Genomic DNA, 25,123 nt, shown 5'->3' with positions numbered 1-25,123 from the left:
AATTATCTACTATTAGTATTATATCATAAAAAATGGTAAGTTGCCATTCCCTGTGGTATAATATTATTCCAAAAATATTGTACTTTAAATTACCATAATAAAAACCTTAGTTCTTAACTAAGGTTTTTATTTACTATTCTTTTTACAAAATGGACAATTTGTTTCAAAAGGAATATCTTGTTTTGTATATTTTGAAATATTATGTAAATTAAGATGATTGTAATCAACTTGATGATTATTATTTATTATCATTTTGTCTTGCTCTGCCACAGGATTTTTTGCCCGATAATAATTTCCTAAACCATATGGAACATCATTGGCACTAGCAGCACCATATGTATTTGAATATCCTTTTTGATTATATAAATTATAACGTGTTGATGATAAATTCAGATTATCAATCTGTGGATAAAGCTGATCAATTGGCACTACGCCATGATAATTAACTTCTTTTTTTACTTTAACATCTGCATTTTTTTTTGCAAAATCTGTTGATTTTGTTTCTAGCGTTTCTACTTTCAAAGTTAAAGTATTCAGATGCTTTTGTACTTCGCCCAATGTCTTAGTATGTGCTGATTGCAAATCAATTGAGTTTTTAATTAATTCTTCTAACTTCACAAAACGACATTCAAGATTACTATCAACTTTAGGCTGACTTGAAGTTAATGACTGTTTTGATTCTAATTTTGCTGCTACCGGTGGTGCTACAACAGGTGCTACTTCTTGTTCATCATCATAACGAATTTCTTCATCATCAAGATTCGAAAAATCACCCTGCATTATTTTGTTATCTAATTCATCTAAACTATATGATATTCCATCATCTAGAATAGGTTTAATTTCTGATGGCGACGATTTAATTGGTGCGCTTACAACAACATCATCTAAAATCTGACCGCCTGTATTATCTTGCTTATTATCTGTCAATGCCGTAATATTTAATTCTGATTTATTTCTTAACGGCGTTGATGTTGAGAAATCTTCGCGTTTGCTGTTTTCAATATTTGCATTAGAGCTTGTGATTGCTTCATCAACTAATAACGTTTTGTCTATCCCAATCGAAAACTCTGATTCATCTGATAAGATTTCATTATCGTTAGTTAATTCTCTAGTTTCTGAAATTGGTTCAGGCGATTCATTATTTTCAATTATCATTGTATCGATATTATCAATCTTATCATCCGCTAAATTTAAATCATCATTAGCATTAAGAGTAACATCGTCTAATCGCTCTAATTCAGCGAATGCATAACTATGATCTTCGTTAACATCAGGCAAAGTTTCTTCTCGTTGATTATCTGATGACTGAATTTCTGGTAATAGTTCTCCTCCTAATTTAGCAATATTATAATCCACTGGATTAAAAATAACATTATAAGGATCACTATTTTGTGAAATTGGTTCTGTAATTGTTGTCCCAAGAATAATTGGTTCAGTTTCATCGTGTTCTGTTGAAATAGAAGCATCATTAATAATATTAATTGTTGCTTGCGAATTATTACCAAATATTTCAGTAACATACATAATTTTTAATTGCTGATCAGGTCCTAATTTTAACTTTTCTGCTAAATTATTTGCCTCTTTCACAATTAAATTATAAATTTTAGTTTTCTTTTTAATTGATTTTGTCGGCAGATTACTTTGCGTAACTTCTTCTTCAATTAATGTTTTAATGTTAAGAGCTTGTTGATGCATTTCATTTCATTTAATATAAAGTTTTTTTTCTTTTTCTTTTAGCACACTTGTATCAATTATCGAGGAAGAATTTAATTCTTCATTTAAATCATTAGGTTTTTTAAGCACTACGGTTTGATCCATAAAAAAGTCAGCGTTTGCATTAGCTGCATAATAAGAATTATACTCAGTTTCTTTAAATGAAGAACTAAGATCATCATTCTCTAACTTATTTGCTTCACTGGTACCATTTATCCCTGCTAAAACAGATGATTCTTCAACATTTATTACTTTTGTTTTTGAATCGTTAGCAGTATTTGTTGGCAATGGTGGTTTTGTCAAATCATTAGCTTCTTTTACCTCTAAATTAGAAGAGCTATCTATTGTGTTTGACATGTCATTAATTAAATTTGCTAATTCATTTTCATTAACATCATTTTTATCGGCATTAAATAAATTTTTTAATTCATTTGATGAAAAGATTGAATTTGATTCTTGCGTAGTTGTTTTATTACCAACCACGCTTACGTAATCATTGTCTTTGAAATTTTTTTCGGTATCTTCGATCCCTGCGGTAGTCCCGTCAACTGCCATAGTTGCGCTTCCATGATACTTTCCCTCTTTACTTACCTCTCTCTCAAGTTGTTTTTCTTGATGGTAAATAACAATCATATTTCGTTCTTCAGCAAAATTTTGTAACGCTTCAACATCAAATAATGATGCCTCAATAAATAATAAACCAATAAAAATAAATGCGGCAAAAATTAAAATAGCTACTTTCCCATATACTAATGAAGCAATGATTAATGTAACAAAAATCATTTTAATATATGGTTTTGGAATTCGTTGTCCCTTTTTAAGTCGATTGATTTGAAATGATACTAATATAATTGCTACTAAAGCAACAAAGATTGATAATGCGATAATAGTATATCCTCACCCATCGCCAGTTAGACGGTTTAAAATTTGTTCTTGTTTAAAAATTGATGTTTGAAAAATATCATTTATTGAGTTTAAAATTGTTGGAAGCGCAACTTGTTGAATTACCAAGAGATTTAATATTGTGGCAAAAATTTGAACTAGTGCGCCAATTATGATTAGGACTCATCCTAAAGCTACTAAAAATGTAAACATATTAAATTTATCCTCCTCTATTTACTTTCCGCCACGCATAGCTCAATAATCAAAGCCAATTGTTTCTTCATCATCTTCTTCAACGGGGGCAGAATTTTGTGCTGCTTGATAAGATCCCTCATCTATGTTTGCCGTTGTTTTTTCAACAGCGTTAGTATCTTTATCATCGTTGATAATATAACATTTGTTAAAAACACTAATTTCATGTTTTATTAATTGTTCTGTTAAAATGTTGCCATAAATTTGTTTAACATAAGTTTCAATTAAAACGGGGTTTAATCCAACAATAAACTTAAATTGTACAATTCCTTTAAAAATAGCTTGTACCAAACTAAAGACCGTTTTAAACTTCGCATATCCAACTAAGTCAATATTATTGAAGATTATTACAATATTATCTTTAATATCATATGCTCGTAAAATTTCTTCAAATTCTTTTTTAATATACTCTAATGGATCGTCAAATTCTAATTCATTAATAATTACAATAGAATTTGAATCATTAGGTTGTTCTGACAAATCATTGTTTTTTAAAGTTCTTGCAAATAATTTAGCACGATCTCATAAAACTTTTTTATCTTCCAAACTAACTTTAGGTAACCCTTTAATAATTTTCTTCAGTAAGAATAAAAATGGTGAAGCATATAATTCAATTCGCAACAAATCAAGATTAACAAGTGACATTGAAAAAAATGAACTAACAATTTCAGACATTGAATCTTGATGTTGATTATCAACTATTGTCAAGAAAAATTGCATCTCATTGCCCTTTTCTTTAAATGTTTTTATTAAATCACGAGCAATTTCATAATTTGATAATACCATGCCATCAATCTTGCTCAGCATTTCTTTATTTACTGTTTTTTTGATTTCATAATCATTATTTTCCAGTGAACCCAATGCTGAAGTTTCGTTATTATTAATAACTTTTGTTGAATTTGTTTTATTATTACTATTTTTTAAATTATTCGAGTTTGTCTCATCTGTATTTAATTTTAAATTTTTCATTCGTTCGAATGGATTGATGTACATGTTTAGCCCTCCTGCATCATTTCTCCATAGTTAAATTATATCATACTTATTAAAAAAAATTATAAAAAAAATTGCATTTTATACTGCAATTTGGTATGATATTATCCTTTTATAAATTAATCTTTTTCTTTTAGATCAGCTAATTCCTTTTCCAATCGTTTAATTTTATCTTCTTTTGATTCCTTATTTTTATCATCATCTTTTTTTCGATAATCATCAAATACTTTCCTTGTCCCATCTTTAATATTGTCCCTATTCATAAATAAGAAATGCCCCATAAAATAACCAGTTACTCAAATTCCTAATAATAAAACAGTAAATAAAAATGCCAAGGTGTATATTTTTTGATTAATTACAAATAAAACAGTAAAAACAACAGTTAAAATAATTAAAATAATTAAAATAACAATATTAACAATCTTATATCATAATCACTTTTTTTGTTTTGATTCTTTTATCATTATTTACCTCTTATCTAATAAATTCTTTTGTTAAAGAATTATAAATTTTTGATGGAAGATTATCTAAATATCCATTATTAACAATAATATCAACATCAAATTTTTTTAACTCATCAAATTCTCTGGCATAATTTTGGCCACTAATATTAACACTTGTCCCATAAATTGGCCCTACTTTTTTAATAATTTTTCGTAATCATTTTGATTTGGTAATTCGAAGCCCAATTGTGTTATCATTAGTAATATTATACTGACTATTAATATCTTTCTTTATTTTTCCTATTATAGTAATAGTTTCATTTTTCTTAAAAAGTTGTAGATCTTCCCGTGTTAATTCAATGAATTTTTTTGCCATTCGGACAGAATTTACAATTACTGACAAATACATTCTTTCTGATCGGCCTTTAACTTTAAAAATTCTATCCTTTGCTTTTTGTGAACTAATAATACATGTCATTCCATAAATTGTGTCAGTTGGAATTATAATAACATTTTCTGCCAAATAACCAGCAATAATTGCTTTGTAATCTTTTGTTGTATATATTTTCATTTTTTAATTAACCTCCTCATTTTATGAGTTTTTAGAAATTATTCCAATTTGTTTTTTAAGATTATTATTACTTTTAATTTTTGAAATATGTGAAATAGCAATAATTGATAACACACTAATAAAAAAGGATAATAAAATTCCGCTGGCAATTAGTTCACTTCCTTGCAATCAAAAATAATTTAATTTTGTTGTTCCAAATATTGGTTTCATAACTGTCTCTTTAAAAGAGTCATTTTGACTATTTCAATAATCTACTGCTTGTGCCATTTGATATTGTGAAATCAAAAACATTATCAGCGATGCTCCAGTTACAACCAAAAAACTAATGTAAAAACTAATAAATCCCTTTTTTGTTAAATTTGGTCTTTTAAGCATTACAAAAGTAAACGCAAACAACATGGAAATAATTAAAGATGAAAAAATAATTGGAGCAACATTAATAAAAAACGCGGACCCTGGCATTTTACTAGTCATATTAAAGTAATCAATATTCGGCTGATCTAAAACAGTACTTGTTCCAGGAATAATAATATTAATTGTTAATTCTGGATATAAATATGAATACAAAATAAATCGATTTGCCTCAGTAAAATTACTACCTATAAGAATCGTATAAACTAATTGGGGCATAAAAACAATACTTGAAAAAAAGATAACTCATAATGAAATATTAAATTCATTGGGAATTAAAAATAAACTAATAACTTTTTTAATAGCACTTTGATTAAAAGTATCTTTTAAAACAACTAACTCTTCTTTTTTGTCCAAATTAACATTCGTATTTAATAGTCATTCTAATTTAAAACCAACTTTTAACATAATAAGAATAACAAAAATCATTTGTAAGCCAGTAATTCATCAAATTGCATTAATACCAATTCATGTGAATGGATACGGATTTTTAGTTCCAACTCCTGTTGCTAAATTAATTAACGCTTGAATAATTGCATCACGATTTTGTATTCCTGGCTTAATCATATTCTTAATATTCTCAATATAATCCGGGCCAGTATATCCTCCTTTTAAAGAACGGCATCATTCTGTAAATAAATCATAATAATATTCGGCAAATGAAAATAATAAACATGTCATAAAGATAAAAGAAGTAATACTAATTGTTCCAATTAATAACATTCGATTATTAAAATTAATTGTTCGTTTTTGATAATAAATATAAAAAACAGTACTAATGATGGCCCCTGCTAAAGTTGCTAATGCAATATATGGTAAGCCAAAAATTAAAAATCGATTTGGCAAGTTCGAAGCTGTGAATGTTTCTAACACATTTTTGGGTGTTGTTTCAATAAAAGTAAAAAAATTCTTTAAAATATTATCACTATGTGAGACAACAATGAAGACAAAATATGGCATCATAATAAATAAAACTACTAAAAATGCAATACTAATAATACGAATTCTTTTAATTCTTTTAATTTTATCATCCATAATTTCACCTCACACCAAAGTACTTATTATTTTACTACAAAATATTAACAAATAACATTCGTCATTTTTTATTTATATCTTTTCTAAAAAAATATTTTTGATCTGGGAAGTATTCTTTAACTAATTTTTCTAAAGCTTTTTTTTGATCATAACCATGTTCAAAACATAAGAAACCATTTTTATTAACAACTTTATGTCAATTTTTGAAAATCTGACGATAAAAATACAATCCATCATCATCACCAAATAAAGCAACATGTGGTTCATAATTTTTAACACGGTAACTAATTTCTTGGTTCTTTGGAATGTACGGTGGGTTACATACTAAAAAATCAGTTTTAATTTTGTTTTTAATAAAGGGTTCTAACATATCACCTTTTAACAATTGAACATTACGACATTTTAATTGTTTAATATTTCTTTTAGCAACATTTAATGCGAGTTGTGAAATATCACTAGCATAAATTTTTAACTGCGGATTTTCTAACCCCAAACTAATAGCAATTGCCCCGCTACCAGTTCCAACATCAATTAAAGTTAATGGTTTATTTTCTGCGGTAAGTATATTATCAATCAAAAAAATAATATTATCAACTAATTCTTCTGTTTCATACCGCGGAATCAAAACATTATTGTCAACATAAAAATCATAACCATAAAAACTCTGTCGATTAGTAATATGTTGGATTGGTTTACCATTTTGATATTCCGTTAATTTTTGTCAGTACTCATCAAGGTTAAATTTAATTCTTTCATTTTGAACAGCATATAATTTTGCTAAAGATATTTTCATAAAGAAAGCGATTAAAATCTTAACATCTGCAAGATAATTAATAATATTAGATTCTTTGAGATAATCTTCTGATTTTTTAATTAATTCGTTAACTGTCATTAGTTCCCTTCCATTTTTAATCTCTGTTCTTCATTGATTAAAGCTGTAATAATTTCATCTAGATTACCCTCCATAATCTGATCTAACTTTTGCAGAGTTAAATTAATGCGATGGTCAGTAACACGGTTTTGTGGATAATTATATGTTCGAATCTTTTCACTTCGATCACCAGTCCCAACAGCATCTTTTCGTAATGTTCCTCGCTCTTCATTAATTTTGCGTTGTTGCTCTTCATATAATTTACTACGTAAATGTTGCATTGCTAATGCTTTATTATCATGCTGACTACGACCATCTTGTGACGTCACTACAACTCCCGTTGGTAAATGCGTAATACGGACTGCTGAATCAGTTGTATTAACATGTTGACCCCCCGCTCCTGAAGCACGATATGTATCAATTTTCAAATCAACTGTTTTAATTTCAAAATCAACTTCTTTAATTTCTGGTAAAACTGCAACAGTCGCTGTTGAAGTATGAACCCGACCTTTACTCTCTGTTTTTGGAATTCGTTGTACCCGATGTGCCCCTGATTCAAACTTCATTTTTGAATAAACAGAATCACCTTTAACCATAAAGGAAATTGTTGAAAAACCACCAGCTTCTGATTCATTTTCCTCAATTAATTCAATTTTTCATTTTTGTTGTTCCGCATACTTTAAATACATTCGATATAAATCACCAGCAAAAATATTTCCTTCATCACCACCAGCAGCACCACGAATTTCAAAAATTACATTTTTTTCATCATTAGGATCTTTCGGCAATAACATTACTTTTAAATCCGCTGCAATCTGTTCTTTTCTAATTTCTGAAGTTTTTATTTCTTCTTTCGCTAATTCAATTAACTCTTCATCTTTTTCATTTTCCAAAATTGCTTTTGCTTCATTAATATTATTTAAAACATTTTTATAATTTAAATACAATGCAACAGTATCTTGTAATTGTGATTGCTCTTTCGCCAAGTTAGTTAAATTTTTCACATCATTAACTATTTCCGGTTTTGTTAATTCTTCAGCAATTATATTTCATCGCTTTAACATTGCTTCTAACCGCTCTATTGTCTTCTGGTTCATTTTCCCACCTCTATTCAAATCTCTAATAATTATAATATATTTTAAATCATCATCCTTAATGATGTATTTACTGATTTAAAATTATTTCCTGGAATTTTGGTAATCTTCTTAACTGATCAAGTAAAACTAATCGATATTCACAGCTAACAAAAGTTTTCTTAACAGGATGTTTACTAATAAGCTTTTGACTAATTTTAAAAACATAACCATTTACAATTACATTGTCATTTTCCTTAGCCATTAAATCTTCAATAATTGTAATCTTAGAATTCATTGGTAAATTTTCAACAAAGTGTCCTTTTACCTTGATAACTGTTTTTGGTTTAGTATTTGTAATAAAATATGCTTCGGCATTTAATCCTGTTTTTGTTAACATTTTTGTCCCTCCTCAAGTTAATATACTACCTCATGACAATGACGACAACGCGCCTCATATTTATCCTTTTCACCAATTAAAACAATTGGATCATTATAATTAGCTGGTTTCCCATTAATTAAACGTTGTGTACGATTAGCTAAATTGCCACATTTAACACAAATTGCATGTAATTTTTTAACTTCTTCCGCTCGGACCATTAATTGTTCAACATTTAAAAATGCTTCCCCACGAAAATCTTTGTCTAAACCATTAACAATCACAATAATTCCTTTATCCGCTAATTCATCCGCAACTTTAACAATGTTATTATCAAAAAACTGAATTTCATCGATTCCAATTACATTTGCCGTCTTTTTAACTTTAACTAATAACTCAGCAGAATCTTTCACTGGAATTGCTTCAACTGCATTTTGAGTATGACTAACAACCTTATTCTCACAATAACGATTATCAATTGCTGGTTTAAAAACTTGAATTTCAAATTTTGCATAACTTAAACGAACTAACCGACGAATAAATTCCTCCGTTTTTCCCGCAAACATGCAACCAGTAATTACTTCAATTCATCCCATTTTTGCATTACTATTTAAAAAATACATTATTGGCCTCCCACATACTTAACATTATTCTTAATTAAAAGACTTAAATCCCCTAGAATTTTTTCAGTATCTTTTCACTCATAAATTTTAGCCCCACTTGCTAACTGATGACCACCACCATTATATTTTTCAGCAACACCATTAATAATATAACTATTACTACGAATACTTATATTAATATAGCCCTCTTCTTTATTTTCAATTAACAACATTCAAATTTTAAATTCTTTAACATTACTCATAATGTTAACCCATGGTTTAACCGTTTGATAATCCATTTGATGTTCTTTTAGCATCTCGTCTGTAATTTTGACATAGCTAATATGATTATCATAAATCATTACTTGGGATAATAAATACCTTTTGAAACAAACATTTTTTCATGATTCTTCATATAAATTTTTATAAATACTTTGTAAATCAAATCCTTTTGCGACTAGTTGTCCAGCTAACATCAAAGTTTCACCACAAGTTTTATTATACATAAAACGATTAGAATCAGTTACAATTCCTGTAAAAATTAATCGTGCTGCTACTGAAGAAACTTCTAATTTTGACGTTAAAACTAAATCAGCAATCATTTCACTAGCCGCAATTTTCTTTTCATCAATTCATTGAAAATCCCCATACGGTGTCATATTAGGATGATGATCAATCTTAATAATTTCCTTTGCTTCTTGTCAATATTTACTATCAATACGTTCAATATTAGCCGTATCTGTCACAATCACTAAAGCGTCCTGATAATCCTCTTGTTTAACAAGATCAGGGGTTGCTAAAAAAGCCAAATATTTACTTGGTTCACCATCAACTAATACTTTTTTAGTTGGAAAATTATCCTTAATAAATTGGGCCAACCCAAATGCTGAACCATATGCATCACCATCTGGTGAAATATGACGTAAACAAATAATGGTGCTATACTCTTTAATTTTTTGTAAAATTGTTTCTTTTGTAGCTTGCATTTAACATTTCCTCACTTTAAATATTAACAACTAAATTATTGTTAATTTTATCATAAATTAGTAAGGCATGTTGGTCAAAATATAGTGTTGTCATTTTTTTCAAATTTAGCTCTTTTTCTGGGACCAAAACTTTTAAAACTACTTTGTTATTAGTTTCAAAGAAACAAACAATTGACTTTACAATTTTTCTAATTGTTTTAATATGCCCCTTATAAAACAAATTTAATTCTTTATTAAAATATTTTGTTTTTTCAAAGGAAATTAAGTTTGGATTAATAGCTAAGTAATATTCCTTTTGATCAATTAATTTAATTTCTTTTGATAACTTAATTGCAACATCCTCATTTGCTAACATATTGTCTTTTTCAAAATACTGCATTGTAAAAATATTTTCTGAACTGCTGTACATCATTTCATATAAATTCATTGTGTCAGGGAACAATTCAGCATGTTTTTTTGTCATTAATTTATAATTATTATTTTCATCAAAAAATAATAACTGCGTAACATAATTTTTAATATTTTCAATATTTCTTGTTAAAACTAAAAAAGTTATTTGTGGATTATAATTTTTTAAAGTAAGTAAAATCTCATTTAATTCAATTGCTTCATTATGTGTTAAATTATCAAATGTATTATGCAAAATAATTAATTCTTTATTTGTTAAGATTGCATTAATTAATCTAATTTTGGTATGATCAAAACTACTTAAATTTTTTGTAATTTTAAATCAATTCATTTTAATATTTAAATCGCTCATTAATTCTTTTACTTGTTCAAATGCTTGATTATAAACTGATACAATTCTATCATTTGCAACTGCAATAGCAATTGAATTGTCTTCTTCACGTTCTACTAGCCTATTATTTAATAGTGCCAAATGATATTTATGAAAATACTCTAAAACTTTTCCTTTAATAATTGTCGCTTCATCTGGTAATAAATTAGCAATTAATTGTTCCTGCTTTTGATTATAATTAAACCATTGATCTTCTGTTATTTTTAATCAAGTAATAACATTCTCGGAATTACTTTTATGAAAAAATCCTTTGACAATACTTTTTTGCTCATCATCTCGCATTACAGTATTAAAAACATTAATCCGATATTTCTTTAAAGCTTTTCGTGCTTTAATTAATTGATATCGTTCATAAAGGATTTCCGCCTGTAAAATCTTTAAATACTTTTCACAAACAAGTTTTGCACCAATAAAACCAAAAATTTTATTCTTAATTTTTCTTTTTTTGGCAATTTCACAACAATCACACAAATAATCTAATTCTGAAATATAATAAATTTTATCTCATAAAGCTTGCAAAAACGCAAGATAACCTTCATAAACACGAATTTCTTCTTTCTTATAAAAATAAGTATGCAAACTTTGAATTAAAATTGAATTATTATCCTCATCTAAAATTTTATTAATTTCTTTCTTATGAAACTCACTAATTTGTGTCAAGTAAGTTTCAATTCATTCTTCTTTAATTCGAATTGAATTATGAAAATATTCATTAATAATTTTATCTGTTTTTAATATTAAATCTTTTTTATTTAAATCATTGCCGATAAAAACTAATTTTTTATAATGATATTTATTTTTAAAATATTTTAATGAACTATCATGTAAGAATTTTGGTGTTTTTAAAATATGATAAGCTAAACGCAACTTAGTTGGTAAAAAACCTAATTGTAATGTCCCTGGTGAAACATAACCAATTTTTCTTTCTTTTGGGAGTAACGCCGTTATATTTTGATTATTCAAATAAATTTTTCCAGTTCGTGGTTTCTTTTTTCCTAATAGAAGTTTCAGAAAATATAACTGTGAAAATTTATTTTCAAAATAAGTTCCTAAAAACTCTTGACTATTAACATCAAAATTTAAATCAGTAAAAATATTTTTTTTATACCGTTTATATTTTAAATTACTAATTTTTAGTCCCATCAAAAACACCACTCTTCTTATTGTTTTTATTATACCGAAATAAAAACAATAAAAAACACTTATTTTTAAGTTAATAGCAATTTTATTAACTCCATAGTGTTTCATATAAATTACATAATTTTGTATCTAATTGCTACCCCTAAATTTAATTTTGGTAGATAACCCAAACCTTCAATATTTAATGTTAAATTGAATATCGTATTAATTTTTACTAAACTATTAGCAGGCTCATTTAAGGCTTTAATGTCCTCACCCTTTGGTGGCGTAATCTTTTTAATATTAATTTTTTTATCAAGTCCTGGATTATTATTAATAAATTTAGTAATAAAACTCTTTGCCTTTTCTTCTAAATAATTTACATTTGCAATATTATTTAAATTATTGAAATCTAATTTATTTTTATCAATTTCAATATTATTTTGGGCAATATATTCATTATATTTTTCTACTATAAATTTATTTAATTCATCATTTTCATTTGGAATAATCGGAATTTTAAAAGTTATTTTCTGCTCCACATTCATGTCAATAAATTTCATTTTTCATACACCCCCCCACTGATCATTTTTCCTTTATTTTCAAACATTTTACACTTAAAGTAACACTAACCATCTGATCTTTATCAAGTGATAACTCTCGGTCACTAACAATTTTAAAAGTTGCAGCAAATGGATATTCCAAATACATTCTAAAATCATTAATTGTTGTTAAATCTTTTTCGAGTCCTAATGGTGCAATTTTACGTTGTGGTATATTTAAAAAGAGCGTGCGTAACTGGTCACTGATTGGATTAAAAAAATAATTTTGGCTTCCTTCTTCTTTATTAATACCAAAAGATGGATAAATATCTCCTTGCGTAATTGTGAAATTACTTGGCAGTGACGGTAATTCGTCTTCTATTATTTTTTTGTTTTCCTCCCTTACCATTTTACAATTGACTAAACTTATTGTTGGTGTGATGGCTACGGATAAAACTAATAAATTAGCTAATATTTTTTTCATTATAAAAACCTCTTTCTTTAAAAAGGGTAAATAGGATTATTACTAAATTTATAAAATTAAATATTAGTTAAAATAAAATCAAATAATTGGTTTTGTTCTCAGACATCCCGAAAAACCAAGCCATCGATTCCAACTGAACAATAATTTAGTGGGGTAGTATTAAATTTACAAAATGGGTGAGTACTTGAATAAATTGCCCAATAATTTTTAGCAAAATCTGTTGTAACATCCCCCACTCTGATTAATAAACGTCCAAAAGTTGTGTCATTAAGACCAAAAGTATCTGTATCTGTGCCTAACATGTCCCCTAAACTAACTAATGAATTAGAAAAAGTAACTGTATCAATAACCTTGCCAGTTGTATTTTTTACTGTAATTTTAACACTATTAATTTTATACCCATTCGAACTATTTTGTAGTACTTGCTTAGTAGTCGATAAATCTATTTGTTACAATGCAATATTTGCTGTAGTTGTTGCCCCAACCGTTAAACTTGTTAATACCGTCAATATATTTTTAAACATTCTTTTATCCTCCTTTTGTGTTTTGTATTTATATTTTTATTTTATTTGAAAAATAAATTAATCCTATTTACCTAGTAGGACTCTTATTAAATTTACAAGGTCGGTATACTGGCTTAACTTCACCCTACTAATTAACCCTTCCCAAATATTTTATTCAGTGGTTTGTTAACATTCGTCAGTTTTACAGTTGCTAGGACAGCTTAAGACTCACACTTAATTCCCTTTAATACCTTCTAAACTTTTAAAGTAGTCTACTTTTATTATAACGAAAAAACAAACTGTACCAAAATTATTTTCAAAAAAAATCTTTATCTATAAAAGATAAAGATTTTTCCCGCATTATTCTGCTTTTTGATTATCAGATTTTGGTTTTGCGGTTTTTTTGTTAAGTTCTTTTTGTACTTTTGATGCTTCTTCTATTTGCTTTACTAATTCTTCTTTTTTATTAAATTTAGATTTAAAGCGTTCAACCCGTCCGGCGGCATTAGCAAATTGCTGATTACCAGTATAGAACGGATGGCATGAAGAACAAGTATCAACTTTTAATTCTTCCCCTTTAGTAGAACCACTCATATGTTCTGTTCCACAAGTTGTACACATAATCTTAGTATCAAAATATTTTGGATGGATTCCTTCTCTTGCCATATAATTCACCTCTCTTTTAATAATATGCCTGCATATTATTTACACGTTAATAATGATAACACATATTATAAATAAAAACAAAAATTATTTAATAATCTTTGCAAATTCATTAAAATCAATTCGAATCCGAGGTAAAGTTGTTTGTTCATCTTTTTCATCATAATATCCTAATGCTAACACTAATATTGAATGTAATCTTTCTTCGTCAAAATCACAATGTTCTGATAATAATTCATTACATTTCTCGGCATTAAAACCGCCCATAATTGTCGACCCAATTTTTAAATCAGCCGCTTGTAACGTAATAAAACTAGTTACAATATGTGCTTGTTCAGATACAAATGCAAATAAATTTTCTTTTTGGGCTAAAAAAGTTTGATACTTTTCAAGTGTATTTTTTAATATATCTGGTTCAACAATATTTCGTTCTAAACGTTTTTTTAAAAATTCTGTCGAAGTTAAATATTCTGGATTAATACCAACAACAACCATAACACAACTAGCATTTTTAACTTTTTCCTGATTTAGACCATACATTACCTCTTCAGCAAATTTAGTTTTTAATTCTTTATTAATAATATTAACAACATTGGTAACTTCTAATCCTAATGAACAAGGAGCTAAACGCCCTGCTTCAATAATAGTTGATAAATCATTATCTTTGATAGTTTTGGTACTATCATATTTTTTAATTGTTTTTCGCCAATTAATAGCATTCTTTACTGTCATTTAATAATTGTTCTCCTTTAGGTTTTATTCTTCATTAATCTTTGCTAAAACAACATTTAATACATCAACGCTTTTAGAAAATGGTGGCGAATAAGGTAAATCCAAATATTCAATTTCATTAATTTTAGTTTTTGTTCAAATCAATGGAATTAAAGCATTAATTCTTAAACTAGCTTTATTATAGCCAAAGATTTGTGCTCCCACAATAATTTTTGCGTTTTGATCATAAATAACCTTAATTGTAACTGGTTTAGCATCAGCAACATAATTAGTATGGTCAGTTCCAGTAATTATTACTTCTTTAACATTAAATCCATTATTAACTGCTTGTTCTTTAGTATATCCTGTTCGAGCAATTTCACTATTAAAAACTTGGATAATTGCCGTACCGATTGCTCCTGGAAAACTGTCTTTTTTCCCTGCTAAAATATTGCCTAAAACTTTACCATTTTTTGCAGCAACAGTTGCTAACGAAATATAATTTAACCTATTATCAATTATATTTTTTGTCATAACACAATCACCAACAGCATAAACATCTTTAATATTAGTTTCAAACTGATCATTAACTAAAATGGCACCAAACTCATTCATTTTTAAGTCTGTTGTTTTTAAAAAAGCCGTATTTGGAGTAACCCCAATTCCAACTAAAACTAAATCTGTTGAAATTTCTTCGCCAGATAATAATTTAATTTTTGTTACTTTATTATTTATAACAATAAATTCAGCTACTTTGGCATTTGTTTTAATTTTAATACCTTTTTTTTCTAAATCTGCTACCAATAATTGTGCAATCTCTTCATCAATTAATTTTCGTGAAACTCATTTATCAGCTTCGATTAATGTCACATTTTTCCCTGCTAAGCCAAAACTTTCACAAAATTCTAGACCAATAAAGCCACCGCCAATAATTGTAACATTCTGAATTGTTTTTAAACTATCACGAAGAGCAATTGCTGCTTCCAAAGTTGTTCCTGTAAAAACATTTGTTGCTGTTTCACCTGGCAAATTTAATTGGCGTGGTATTGCTCCAACACTAATGATTAATTTATCATACGTGTCAGTAAATTCTTGTTTTGTTTCCAAATTAATGCCATAAATTGTTTTTGCTTTAAAATCAGCTTTTGTTATTTCACATGCGGTTTTTACAAAAATTTGATTGTCTTGAAATTGAGCAGCAGTTCGGGCAATCATACTTTCTGGATTATCAAAATGTTTTCCAACATAATAAGGAATCCCACAACTACCTAAAGATGGATATTTTAATTTCTGATAAGCAATAATTTCAATTTCATCTTTTAAAATGCGTTTTAATTTGCTAACTGCTGTCATTCCAGCTGTTGAACCACCAATTACAATTACTTTCATTATTTTTTCCCCTTCTTTCTAATTTATTAAAACAACTATAACCTCGTATTTTAAAATAAAATAAAAACCTTTATTCTTGTTTTGACTCTTTTTTTCTTTTTTGTTTTCGCCGTGAACGTCGTCAATTAAAGAAAATTAAATCTTCATTTTCTAAGGAATTGGTTAACTGCGCTGCAATTGTTGTCGCTTGTACTCCTCCGGCAACATTTACTGCTGTTCGTCCCATATCAAATAAACCATCTAACGCTCCAATAATTGCATAAACTGGAACATACAAAGTACCTAAACCAAGTCCTCCTAACACGCCAGCTGTCACCACACTTGCCGTTCCTGGCACACCAGCAATCCCTAATGATGCCACAACAACAACAATTAATGCAATAAAGAAATTACCAACAGTTAAATCAAATAAACCTGCTGTCGCAATAAACGATACAATAATTCCTGCTTGGACCCCAGCACAGGCAGTTAATCCCATTGTTGTTGTTAGTGGTGCTGAAATTCCAACTAAATTTTCTTTTACTTTTATATCATCTTTTAAAACCTCTATCACTAAAGGCAAGGTTGCATTTGATGATTGTGTCGTAAATCCTTGAATTACCGGTTTAATTGCAAATTTTCATCATTTAAAGGTTTTAATTCCTGATAATGTTAATAATAATGAATGTCAAAGTAAAGCAACTACTAAACATAAGTATCCAACCCCAATGACAATTCCAATTTGTGCTAAATATCCAATTGGCCGTGAAATAATTGAATAAGTAATCATTGCCATTACAGCATAAGGCATCAATTTAATAATGAACATTAAGCATGACATTATAACTGTTCACCAACGGTCAAAACCATCACGAATTTTTTGCATATCTTCGGGATGTCTCTTTGATGATTTTTTGATAGCCAAACCAATCAAACCGGCAACAGCCATTACTGGAATAATTCCTCCATAAAAGAATGGAGCAACAAAATTTGAAGGAACATAATCTCAAATAATTTCTGGTAATGGTTTAGAAGCATCTTTACCATACTCCCCACTACCTGAAATTGTAAAACCATGTCCAATGTTAAAAGCAATTCCAATAAATAACGTAATTATAAACATTACGGCAACATTTAATAATAAGATTGCCACCGTAATAATTGTTCCTGTTTTTGTTGCGGCATCTTTTTTCGGTTTTGATATTGCACGAACAATTGCCAAAAAAACAACTGGAACTGTCATCAATAAAATTGCATTTAAAAAGATCATTCTAAATAAGTTAACTCAAATTGAAAATTCTTGAACTCATAAAACATAAATATCATTTGGGATTGTCGGTTTTTCTGAACCTGGTTTTGAATCTGGGTTCGGAATATTTGGATTAATCATTGACGCTGATGGATCAACAGTATTATACGGAAAGCCATTAATTACTTGGACAATAATTCCAAAAATCAAACCAAAAGCCAAACCTAATAAAACTCGAAAAATAAATCGCATTCTTGTTTTTTTAATTCAAAATCATAATAAGAACATAATTCCAAAGAAAAGTAAAATACTAACAAATGATTGCCACGTTGAAATTGATAAAAAATTATGTAGCGGATCACTATTATCTGAACTATATAATAAACTTAAACGCATTTGGGCACTCACTTTCTTGGCATAAAATAGTATCTAAATAATAACATAAAATAATAAATAATATATTTTAATAAATAATATAAAGCAATATTATGAATACCCTAACAATTATTTAGACTATTGTTTTATTTTCTTTTTTATTTTATTTGCTGATACTTGTCCTAATACTTCTGCTTTTACTAAAATTTGTTCCTCTAATGTTAACTGGTTTAGGGTATTAATATTTTTGTCATATTTTTTAATATTATCAATATTATTCATTGCTTGAAAAATTAATTTTATTCTAGTTGTACCATATTTCATTTTTAAAAAACGATAATAAGTTGCTACTACTCCAATTGTAACAAAAATGATAACTCAAATAAATAAGATACCCATATTTTTAACAATTTCAGTTTGATATTGACCAATTCCAATACTTGTTGGAGAAGATAAACCATATATTATTGTGCCAATGTTATGCAAACCATAACGGAATGGGGCAACATATGATAAAATATCAAAAAATTTATTTTGCATAAATGACGGGAAAGTTCCTCAACCAGATGATAAATTAATGATTAGATACACAACAACAATAAAACGACCAACCATTTCATACGGAATTGCTAATCATATTGAACAAATAATAATATTAAAGAGTGAGCCTAAAAATAACATTCATAATCAGAGTAAAGCATACGCGGGGCCAATTTGTCCAAATCCTAAAATTAATAATGCCACCATCATAACTGTAACTTGAATTCAGGATGTACATAACATTAATAATAACTTACTAAAATAATGTTGATAAGATAATGTTTGTTTAGTTCTTCCTTTCCGATCATAAACAAATGTTTGGGTTAGAGCCCCGACTCAAACACCAATTAACATAAATAGTTCTCCTAAACCAATACCATATTTATTATTTTCATAACCTTGAACGTTATATGGAATATCAATAATGTTACCAATATCTTTTAAATGGCGTCCTAATTCATTACTATTCGCAAAATATTCATCTTTATTAAGAATATCTTTTGAATTAAAAATAAATGGTGCGAATTTATCTTTTACTATGCCAAATACTCTTAATAATGAGTTAATAATTTTACCTTGCCCGGCCGTTAATTTACCCTGCGTAACTAATTTATTTGTTTCATTAATTAAATTACCTGTGTTAATACTTTTAACATATTCGTTATATGTCGCACGAGTTACTGTCCCATCGGGATTAGATAAAATTGTATAAAGCATCGGCAAAATTAATTGTGGTACCGCTTCACGAACAAAACTTTCTCGTAAATTAGTAAAAGTCGTTGCAAAATAACCAATTAAAAAATTTTTTTTATAAGTAGCTCACAAGTTAATTGGATTATTACTCATTCAAGTGACATCTGTTAAAAATTGATTATCATCAAATGTTGAATTAGCAATATTTTTTAAAATATTAATTAAATGCACCGAATAATTTTCAGGAATTCGTAATTGCACCCAATATTTATCAACTGGATTAAAATTTGTTGCTTGATTTTTTAAATAAGCTAATTTTAGGTTAACTGTACTGACATTAATTTTAACATCATTATGTTCTTTATCATAATAGTTTGAGCCAGTAACAACATTGTCACTAACACTAGTAAAACGTGCAATTTCATCTGATGGTGTAGTTGCTGCCCTACAACTTGCCTCATCATTCATATTAACATAGTGAACATCAGTCCCATTCGCAATTGACTGATCCTTATCATCTTTCGGTTTATAGATTACACATAGACTTGCATCATGATTAACAATTGCCATTGGAATTTGATTGGTTTTAAGAAAGGGCTTCCAAAATGCTCAAACACAAAAAAATCCATATAAAAACGGTACAATACAGATTGCAATAAATTTTATAATTCGCTTCTTATTTTTTACTGTCTGTTCGTGCCATTCTTTTTTAAAGATTTGATTAAATGTTGACAAATTATTTTTGTTATCCATAATCTCTCTCCTCCCCAATAATTACATTATGCTATCGCGGTCTTCCCCGTCTATCTCAATCTGATAGCTCTTTTCCTTAATTTTTTTAATTTTATACAAATATTTCGGATTTTTCGTCGCATTAAATTTTTCTTCCATCCGCATTATCTTTTTATTTTTTTGTTCCGTAAATATATCTTGATAATTCATTAAAACTTGTTCTTTAATACTTTCAATTTCTTGTTGCGATAAATTATTCAAAGTATGATAAATATTTTTATTAATATTAATTTTGTTTGCTATAAAGATACTTTTCAAAACTTTTATCTTAAATGTTCCATATTGATCTTTTCTTCGTCATAAGTAAGTTAATCCCAAACTAATTATTAATAAAATTGGAATTCAAATTAATAATATTCCCATATTTTGGATAATTTCAGTTTGATATTGAACCAAAGAACCTTCTCCCGTGCCAATGCCATAAATAATATTGCCCATTCCATGAATCGCATATTTAAATGGTGTCACTACTGAAATAACATTAAAGAAGCTAGCTTGCATAAACGACGGGAATGTCCCTCAACCAGCCGTTAGATTTAAAATTAAATAAATCACTATGAAATATTTTCCAACATCGCCGTCCGCAGGGGCAAACCAAATTGCATGTTCAATAATGGTAAAAATAAGACCACATAATAATAACCAAACATATAACAATCCAAAACTAGTTCCCATCTTACTATATCCTAATATTGCTAACGAAATAGCCAAAATTGTTATTTGAATTGTTGTTGTAATCAACATTAACAATAATTTCGAAAAATAATGTTGATATCATCTTGCCTTTTTTGTCCGGCAAGTGCGATCAAAAATAAATGTCTGCATTAAAACACCAACCCACATCGCAATGGCAATAAAGAATTCACCCAAACCAATCCCATATTCTCCATACTGATAACCTTGAATATGAACTGGAATTTCAAAAATTGATGAATTTAAAGCTGTTCAATCATTAATTACCTGTTGTGCTTTTTGACTATATTCAGGTCAAGTAACATCGGCATCTAAATCAGGAAAAATCTCACGGACAATTTCAGCAATAAATTGTTTACCACCTGTTTCAATTAGTTTCAAAACTTCTTTAACAGCGTCATAATATTGGGGATAAAAATCTTGCACATAATTTAAAAGCACTTGCCCAATTGGCGTATTTGGACCAATAATTAAAATAATCTTTTCCAAATAATCACTAAAATCATGACCTGTCAAATAGGGAACATTAGTTTTTTCATCTGATTTTGCAAAGAGTCAAAACATTGATGTTCCTAAAACTTCTGGTAAAGCAGCATGGACTAAACCTGTTTTAATTTGGGTAAAAGTATATAAAACTTGACCTGCTAAGAAGTTTTGCTTATATGTTGATCAAAACTGTGGAACATTATTAATTAAATATTCCAAACTTTTAATAGCCTCTGTCGGACTATGATTACCGACTGCTCGCATTAATTTGAAAATATTTTCTGTAAGACCACTCTTAACTTGCAATTGACCCCAATATTTATCTGCTGGTCTAAAATTAGTTTGCCGACCATGTAAATAGTTTAATTTAATTGTCATTCCTTTTTGATTTAACTCTAAGGAATTTGTCTTATGATTATAAAATTTATTATTGGTTACTGATAAATTAACCATACTATCAAAACGATATTGTAATTTGTAAATATTTTTATCAATATTTGGATTATTATTAAATCATTCTTCACTTTTTTCCTGACAAACTGTTGCATCATTTACATGCAAATATTCCACAAATGGCGAAGTTAATAAATTATTTTCATCCGCCCCACTTTTTTTGACAGCATAAGCTACACAAGGAGGATTATCATTATCAACAATTGCCATTGGAATATTTCCAATTTGCGTTAGTGGATTCCAAAAGGCTGATGAACAAATAAAACCATACAAAAATGGAACAAAACAAATTAAGATATACTTAATTATTTGTAATCAATTCTTCCCTATTTTTTCTTTTGCTTCGCTCTTAAAAACATTAATAAATTTTGGATTTTCTCTCATAATGTCATCTCTTAACTTTTTATTGGTATTTACATCACAATAATTCTACACTAAAAAAGAAAAAATACTTACAAAAGTAAGTATTTTTTAGTCAATAACAAATGGTAATAACGCCATTTGTCGTGCTCTTTTAATTGCTGTAGCTAACATTCTTTGATTTTTAGCTGTAGTTCCAGTAACTCTTTTGGGCAGGATTTGGCCATTACCAGAAATAAATTTTTTTAATAATTCAATATCTTTGTAATCAATATATGTTATTTTATTTTTTGTAAAATAACATTGTTTTTTAAAACGTTTAAATTTTGGATTCATTATTTGGTTCCTTTCTTTTTAATCTCATAAGATCGCATCATCACCATCAAAACTAATACTATCGTTACTATTATTGTTTTCTTGTGAATCTGGTTGACTGAAAGAAGTCATATTGTTAAAATCATTTGAACTTGGTGTTTCACTCATATTAGAACCAGCCCCTGTTTCTCTCGAATCTAAGAAGGAAACAGTTTCAGCAACAACTTGCATAATTGTTGTCATTTTGCCATTAACAGTTTCTGTTCTTGTTTGCAAACGACCATCTAAAGCAATTAATGAGCCTTTTTTTAAATAACGTGCCATATTTTCTGCTGTTTTATTTCAAGCAAAGCATGAAATAAACGCTGCTTGATCATTAAAATTATTATTTACTGCTAAGGTAAAAGCAACGAAGGGCTTATTATTAACAGAATTTTTTAATTCTAAATCACGTGTTAATCTTCCTACTAATGAAACTCGATTTAACATAACTCTTTCACCTCCTAAATTATTCTTTTGTTTCGGTTGATTTTGCTACTCTATGTTCTTCACCATCGGTACGTTGATCATTACGTTTATAATAATCTGGTCTTCTATTTCCTGGTTTACGTTCACGGTCTGGTTTATCATTCTTAACTTCTGTTTTTGCATAAACAGTTGATTGAATATATCCTTTTTCTTTTTCTGTATTAATTACTAAAATTCGTAATACATCTTGTTCAATGTGACTAATACGAACAAACTCATCAATATTCTCTGAAGTTGTTTCCACGATTAATATCCCATAATAACCTTTTGTTTTCTTTTTAATAGGATATTCTAATGGTCTAACTCCCCATTTTCCCTGTTCTATAATTTTTGCACCATTAGCTTCTAAAATTTTATGTAGACGAGTTTCTAATTCATCTAAATTAGTTGCTTCTGGATTTAAGATATACATAACTTCATACTTACGCATTTTATTTTCCTCCTTTTGGTCTAGGTCCTATTCGGACAAGGAGCTAATAATCATATCATTACAGCATTATTAACTCGACAACAATTATACCTTATATTAATTATAATTGTAAGGTTTATTTACCTAAATTTAATAATTTTAAATCTTCCGGATAAGTTATTTTAATATTTTGTTTTTCCCCCAGTATTGTATGAATCTTTGTTTTTTCAGAAAATAATTCAACTAAATAACTATCATCATAAATTATTTTCTTATTTTTGGTACAAAAATATTGCTCATAAACAGCATATAATAATGTTGTTTTAAAAATTTGTGGTGTTTGAATAGTAAAATATTCATCTCGATTAACTGTTTTTTCAACAAGATGATTAGTAACTTTCTTAAGTGTTTCAGTTATTGGCAGCATTGGAATTAAAACTTCATAATTTTCTTTACAAAAAGTTTGATTTAATTTGTTAATAAAATCCAAACTAGTAAAACAACGTACACCATCATGAATCATTACCAATTCATTCTTAATATTATGATTAATTAAACACTGATATATCGTGTCAACTCGTTCGGAGCCACCTATTACAAAGTGAAACTTTTGATCTTGATAATTTTTCGTTAGTAAAAAATCTAATACTTCCACATTAACTCCCACAATAATTTCCGTACAAAAACGATCATTGCTAAATAGTGCTATTGTTTTTTCAATAATAGTGTTCGTATCATTAATTTTATATAATAATTTATTATTTTTTTGTTTGAACCGTGATGACTTTCCTGCCGCTACAATAATTGCAGTATAATTTTTCATTTATAAAATATCAATTCCATTTTTTTCAGCGTATTCTAAAAGATCATCACTTCAAACCGAAGCAACCACTTCGCCAATATGCTGTTTTTCTAATAAAAATAAATCTAACTGTGATTTATAAATACCAAATGATAACGTTACTGGTCATTCATTAGTTGCCAATTTCGCATCATATTCTGTTTTTAATTTAATTGTTTCTTTTGTTACAGCTAGCTGGTCTTTTAAAATATCACGATTAACAGTGGCCCCACAATAACCAAGGCAAATTGCTTTTTCTAAAACAAAATCATAGACAAAGATTTTTGCATATAATTCTCAATTAAAAACATCTTGTGACTCACTAATTTCAATTGTATTATTAGTAATTATGTTTTTTAAACCATATAAAATTGTCGCCCCATTTTCTCTGGTGTAACGATTTAAACGTTCTTGATAACTTAATAACCGCATTGCTTTCTGCAATTCTGTATAGCTTTTCCAATTTAACTTTTTATCAAATTTTTTATTTAAACGAGAAAATTTTAACAATAAAATATTTTCCACTTCCCCAATAATATTAATTGCTTTATCAATTGTTTCCTGAATTTTTAATAAGGTAATTTTTTTCTCATCTAATAGCAAGTCAAAACCAATTTCATTAAAAGTTACCGCCTGACTATTTGATTGTTTAATATCCCGACGAAGGACCGTTGCTGTTGTTAAAATACCTTCATTTTTACCTAAATCATAACGCACAATAGCACTTCTTCGTCATTTATTATGCGATTGTAAAATTTCAGCAACAAGATTACTTGGTGAAATATCAAAATCAATTGGTCGCTCTGTCATTTGAAAATCATCATTTAATCCCTTTTCTTGAAAGCTAATTAAAGGTGCATCAACTTTTAATAAATTAAATTGAATAATAAAACGGCGGGCCAATTCACGCTTAATTAAACTAATTGCCTCTACTGTTTCTCGTAATGTTAAAATTGAACTATATCCAATTTGGATACCATGTGCCATACAAT

25 protein-coding genes and 1 riboswitch are annotated in these 25,123 nt (G+C 27.9%); all 25 genes read right to left on the bottom strand.

The genetic code is table 4. The annotated features are described in order from the left end of the window. Window positions 1-126 precede the first annotated feature (126 nt). Window positions 127-2,808 (bottom strand): hypothetical protein, encoded by a 2,682-nt coding sequence (locus ACQH24_RS00405; RefSeq protein WP_425380090.1) that lies wholly within the window; start codon window positions 2,806-2,808, stop codon window positions 127-129. Between the two features lie 21 nt (window positions 2,809-2,829). Then, entirely contained in the window at window positions 2,830-3,840 is a 1,011-nt protein-coding gene (locus tag ACQH24_RS00400; RefSeq protein ID WP_425380089.1) for a hypothetical protein, read from the bottom strand. A 116-nt stretch (window positions 3,841-3,956) separates the two neighbouring features. Then, window positions 3,957-4,301 carry a hypothetical protein gene (locus ACQH24_RS00395; protein ID WP_425380088.1) on the bottom strand — a complete coding sequence of 115 codons (345 nt, stop codon included), beginning with the start codon at window positions 4,299-4,301 and terminating at the stop codon, window positions 3,957-3,959. 10 nt (window positions 4,302-4,311) lie between these two features. After that, window positions 4,312-4,851, bottom strand: a complete 540-nt coding sequence (locus ACQH24_RS00390) for an L-threonylcarbamoyladenylate synthase (RefSeq protein ID WP_425380087.1) — start codon at window positions 4,849-4,851, stop codon at window positions 4,312-4,314. A gap of 21 nt (window positions 4,852-4,872) precedes the next feature. After that, entirely contained in the window at window positions 4,873-6,297 is a 1,425-nt protein-coding gene (locus ACQH24_RS00385; protein ID WP_425380086.1) for a polypeptide chain release factor methylase, read from the bottom strand. A 34-nt stretch (window positions 6,298-6,331) separates the two neighbouring features. Continuing rightward, window positions 6,332-7,189, bottom strand: coding sequence for a peptide chain release factor N(5)-glutamine methyltransferase (gene prmC, locus ACQH24_RS00380; protein ID WP_425380085.1), 858 nt, complete (start codon window positions 7,187-7,189; stop codon window positions 6,332-6,334). After that, window positions 7,189-8,265: a peptide chain release factor 1 gene (gene prfA / locus ACQH24_RS00375; protein ID WP_425380084.1), complete on the bottom strand. Its 1,077-nt coding sequence runs from the start codon at window positions 8,263-8,265 to the stop codon at window positions 7,189-7,191. Before prfA ends, prmC begins: the two co-directional genes overlap by 1 nt. A 67-nt stretch (window positions 8,266-8,332) precedes the next feature. Next, window positions 8,333-8,641, bottom strand: a complete 309-nt coding sequence (locus ACQH24_RS00370) for a hypothetical protein (protein ID WP_425380083.1) — start codon at window positions 8,639-8,641, stop codon at window positions 8,333-8,335. A 17-nt stretch (window positions 8,642-8,658) separates the two neighbouring features. Beyond that, a complete protein-coding gene (locus tag ACQH24_RS00365; protein ID WP_425380082.1) occupies window positions 8,659-9,243 on the bottom strand; it encodes a thymidine kinase in 585 nt (194 codons plus the stop codon). Beyond that, a complete protein-coding gene (locus ACQH24_RS00360; protein ID WP_425380081.1) occupies window positions 9,243-10,208 on the bottom strand; it encodes a DHH family phosphoesterase in 966 nt (321 codons plus the stop codon). The genes ACQH24_RS00365 and ACQH24_RS00360 overlap by 1 nt, the downstream gene beginning before the upstream one ends. A 16-nt stretch (window positions 10,209-10,224) precedes the next feature. Continuing rightward, the gene (locus tag ACQH24_RS00355; protein WP_425380080.1) at window positions 10,225-12,150 is read right to left on the bottom strand and encodes a hypothetical protein; all 1,926 of its coding nucleotides are present in this window, start codon (window positions 12,148-12,150) and stop codon (window positions 10,225-10,227) included. Window positions 12,151-12,260: 110 nt separating this feature from the next. After that, the gene (locus ACQH24_RS00350; RefSeq protein WP_425380079.1) at window positions 12,261-12,689 is read right to left on the bottom strand and encodes a hypothetical protein; all 429 of its coding nucleotides are present in this window, start codon (window positions 12,687-12,689) and stop codon (window positions 12,261-12,263) included. Continuing rightward, on the bottom strand, window positions 12,646-13,152 hold the full coding sequence (locus ACQH24_RS00345) for a hypothetical protein (protein WP_425380078.1): 507 nt from the start codon (window positions 13,150-13,152) through the stop codon (window positions 12,646-12,648). Before ACQH24_RS00345 ends, ACQH24_RS00350 begins: the two co-directional genes overlap by 44 nt. A 56-nt stretch (window positions 13,153-13,208) precedes the next feature. Continuing rightward, complete coding sequence (locus ACQH24_RS00340) at window positions 13,209-13,454, bottom strand: hypothetical protein (protein WP_425380077.1); 246 nt, start codon at window positions 13,452-13,454, stop codon at window positions 13,209-13,211. A 303-nt stretch (window positions 13,455-13,757) separates the two neighbouring features. After that, window positions 13,758-13,925, bottom strand: a riboswitch (cobalamin riboswitch). Between the two features lie 90 nt (window positions 13,926-14,015). Next, window positions 14,016-14,321: a 50S ribosomal protein L31 gene (rpmE, locus tag ACQH24_RS00335; RefSeq protein WP_425380076.1), complete on the bottom strand. Its 306-nt coding sequence runs from the start codon at window positions 14,319-14,321 to the stop codon at window positions 14,016-14,018. An 84-nt stretch (window positions 14,322-14,405) separates the two neighbouring features. Further along, window positions 14,406-15,050 carry a nitroreductase family protein gene (locus ACQH24_RS00330; RefSeq protein WP_425380075.1) on the bottom strand — a complete coding sequence of 215 codons (645 nt, stop codon included), beginning with the start codon at window positions 15,048-15,050 and terminating at the stop codon, window positions 14,406-14,408. Window positions 15,051-15,074: 24 nt separating this feature from the next. Continuing rightward, a complete protein-coding gene (locus ACQH24_RS00325) occupies window positions 15,075-16,418 on the bottom strand; it encodes an FAD-dependent oxidoreductase (protein WP_425380074.1) in 1,344 nt (447 codons plus the stop codon). A 70-nt stretch (window positions 16,419-16,488) separates the two neighbouring features. Continuing rightward, window positions 16,489-18,054: a dicarboxylate/amino acid:cation symporter gene (locus ACQH24_RS00320; RefSeq protein ID WP_425380073.1), complete on the bottom strand. Its 1,566-nt coding sequence runs from the start codon at window positions 18,052-18,054 to the stop codon at window positions 16,489-16,491. A gap of 105 nt (window positions 18,055-18,159) precedes the next feature. Beyond that, window positions 18,160-20,007, bottom strand: a complete 1,848-nt coding sequence (locus tag ACQH24_RS00315) for an ABC transporter (protein ID WP_425380072.1) — start codon at window positions 20,005-20,007, stop codon at window positions 18,160-18,162. Window positions 20,008-20,028: 21 nt separating this feature from the next. Next, the gene (locus tag ACQH24_RS00310) at window positions 20,029-22,062 is read right to left on the bottom strand and encodes an ABC transporter permease (protein WP_425380071.1); all 2,034 of its coding nucleotides are present in this window, start codon (window positions 22,060-22,062) and stop codon (window positions 20,029-20,031) included. A gap of 87 nt (window positions 22,063-22,149) precedes the next feature. Further along, window positions 22,150-22,374 carry a 30S ribosomal protein S18 gene (gene rpsR, locus ACQH24_RS00305; protein WP_114564870.1) on the bottom strand — a complete coding sequence of 75 codons (225 nt, stop codon included), beginning with the start codon at window positions 22,372-22,374 and terminating at the stop codon, window positions 22,150-22,152. Between the two features lie 18 nt (window positions 22,375-22,392). Next, window positions 22,393-22,842 (bottom strand): single-stranded DNA-binding protein, encoded by a 450-nt coding sequence (locus tag ACQH24_RS00300; RefSeq protein WP_425380070.1) that lies wholly within the window; start codon window positions 22,840-22,842, stop codon window positions 22,393-22,395. 19 nt (window positions 22,843-22,861) lie between these two features. Further along, entirely contained in the window at window positions 22,862-23,311 is a 450-nt protein-coding gene (gene rpsF / locus ACQH24_RS00295) for a 30S ribosomal protein S6 (RefSeq protein ID WP_425380069.1), read from the bottom strand. A 115-nt stretch (window positions 23,312-23,426) separates the two neighbouring features. Next, window positions 23,427-24,113: an IspD/TarI family cytidylyltransferase gene (locus ACQH24_RS00290; RefSeq protein WP_425380068.1), complete on the bottom strand. Its 687-nt coding sequence runs from the start codon at window positions 24,111-24,113 to the stop codon at window positions 23,427-23,429. Then, window positions 24,114-25,118, bottom strand: coding sequence for an asparagine synthetase AsnA (locus ACQH24_RS00285; protein WP_425380067.1), 1,005 nt, complete (start codon window positions 25,116-25,118; stop codon window positions 24,114-24,116). It abuts the gene before it with no gap. Window positions 25,119-25,123: the final 5 nt, after the last annotated feature.

It is taken from the genome of Spiroplasma endosymbiont of Stenodema calcarata, assembly GCF_964031205.1.
Taxonomy (GTDB): Bacteria; Bacillota_I; Bacilli_A; order Mycoplasmatales; family Mycoplasmataceae; genus Spiroplasma.
The sequence above is the reverse complement of the archived record's forward strand: the minus strand, read 5'-3'. Positions and strand labels throughout refer to the sequence as shown.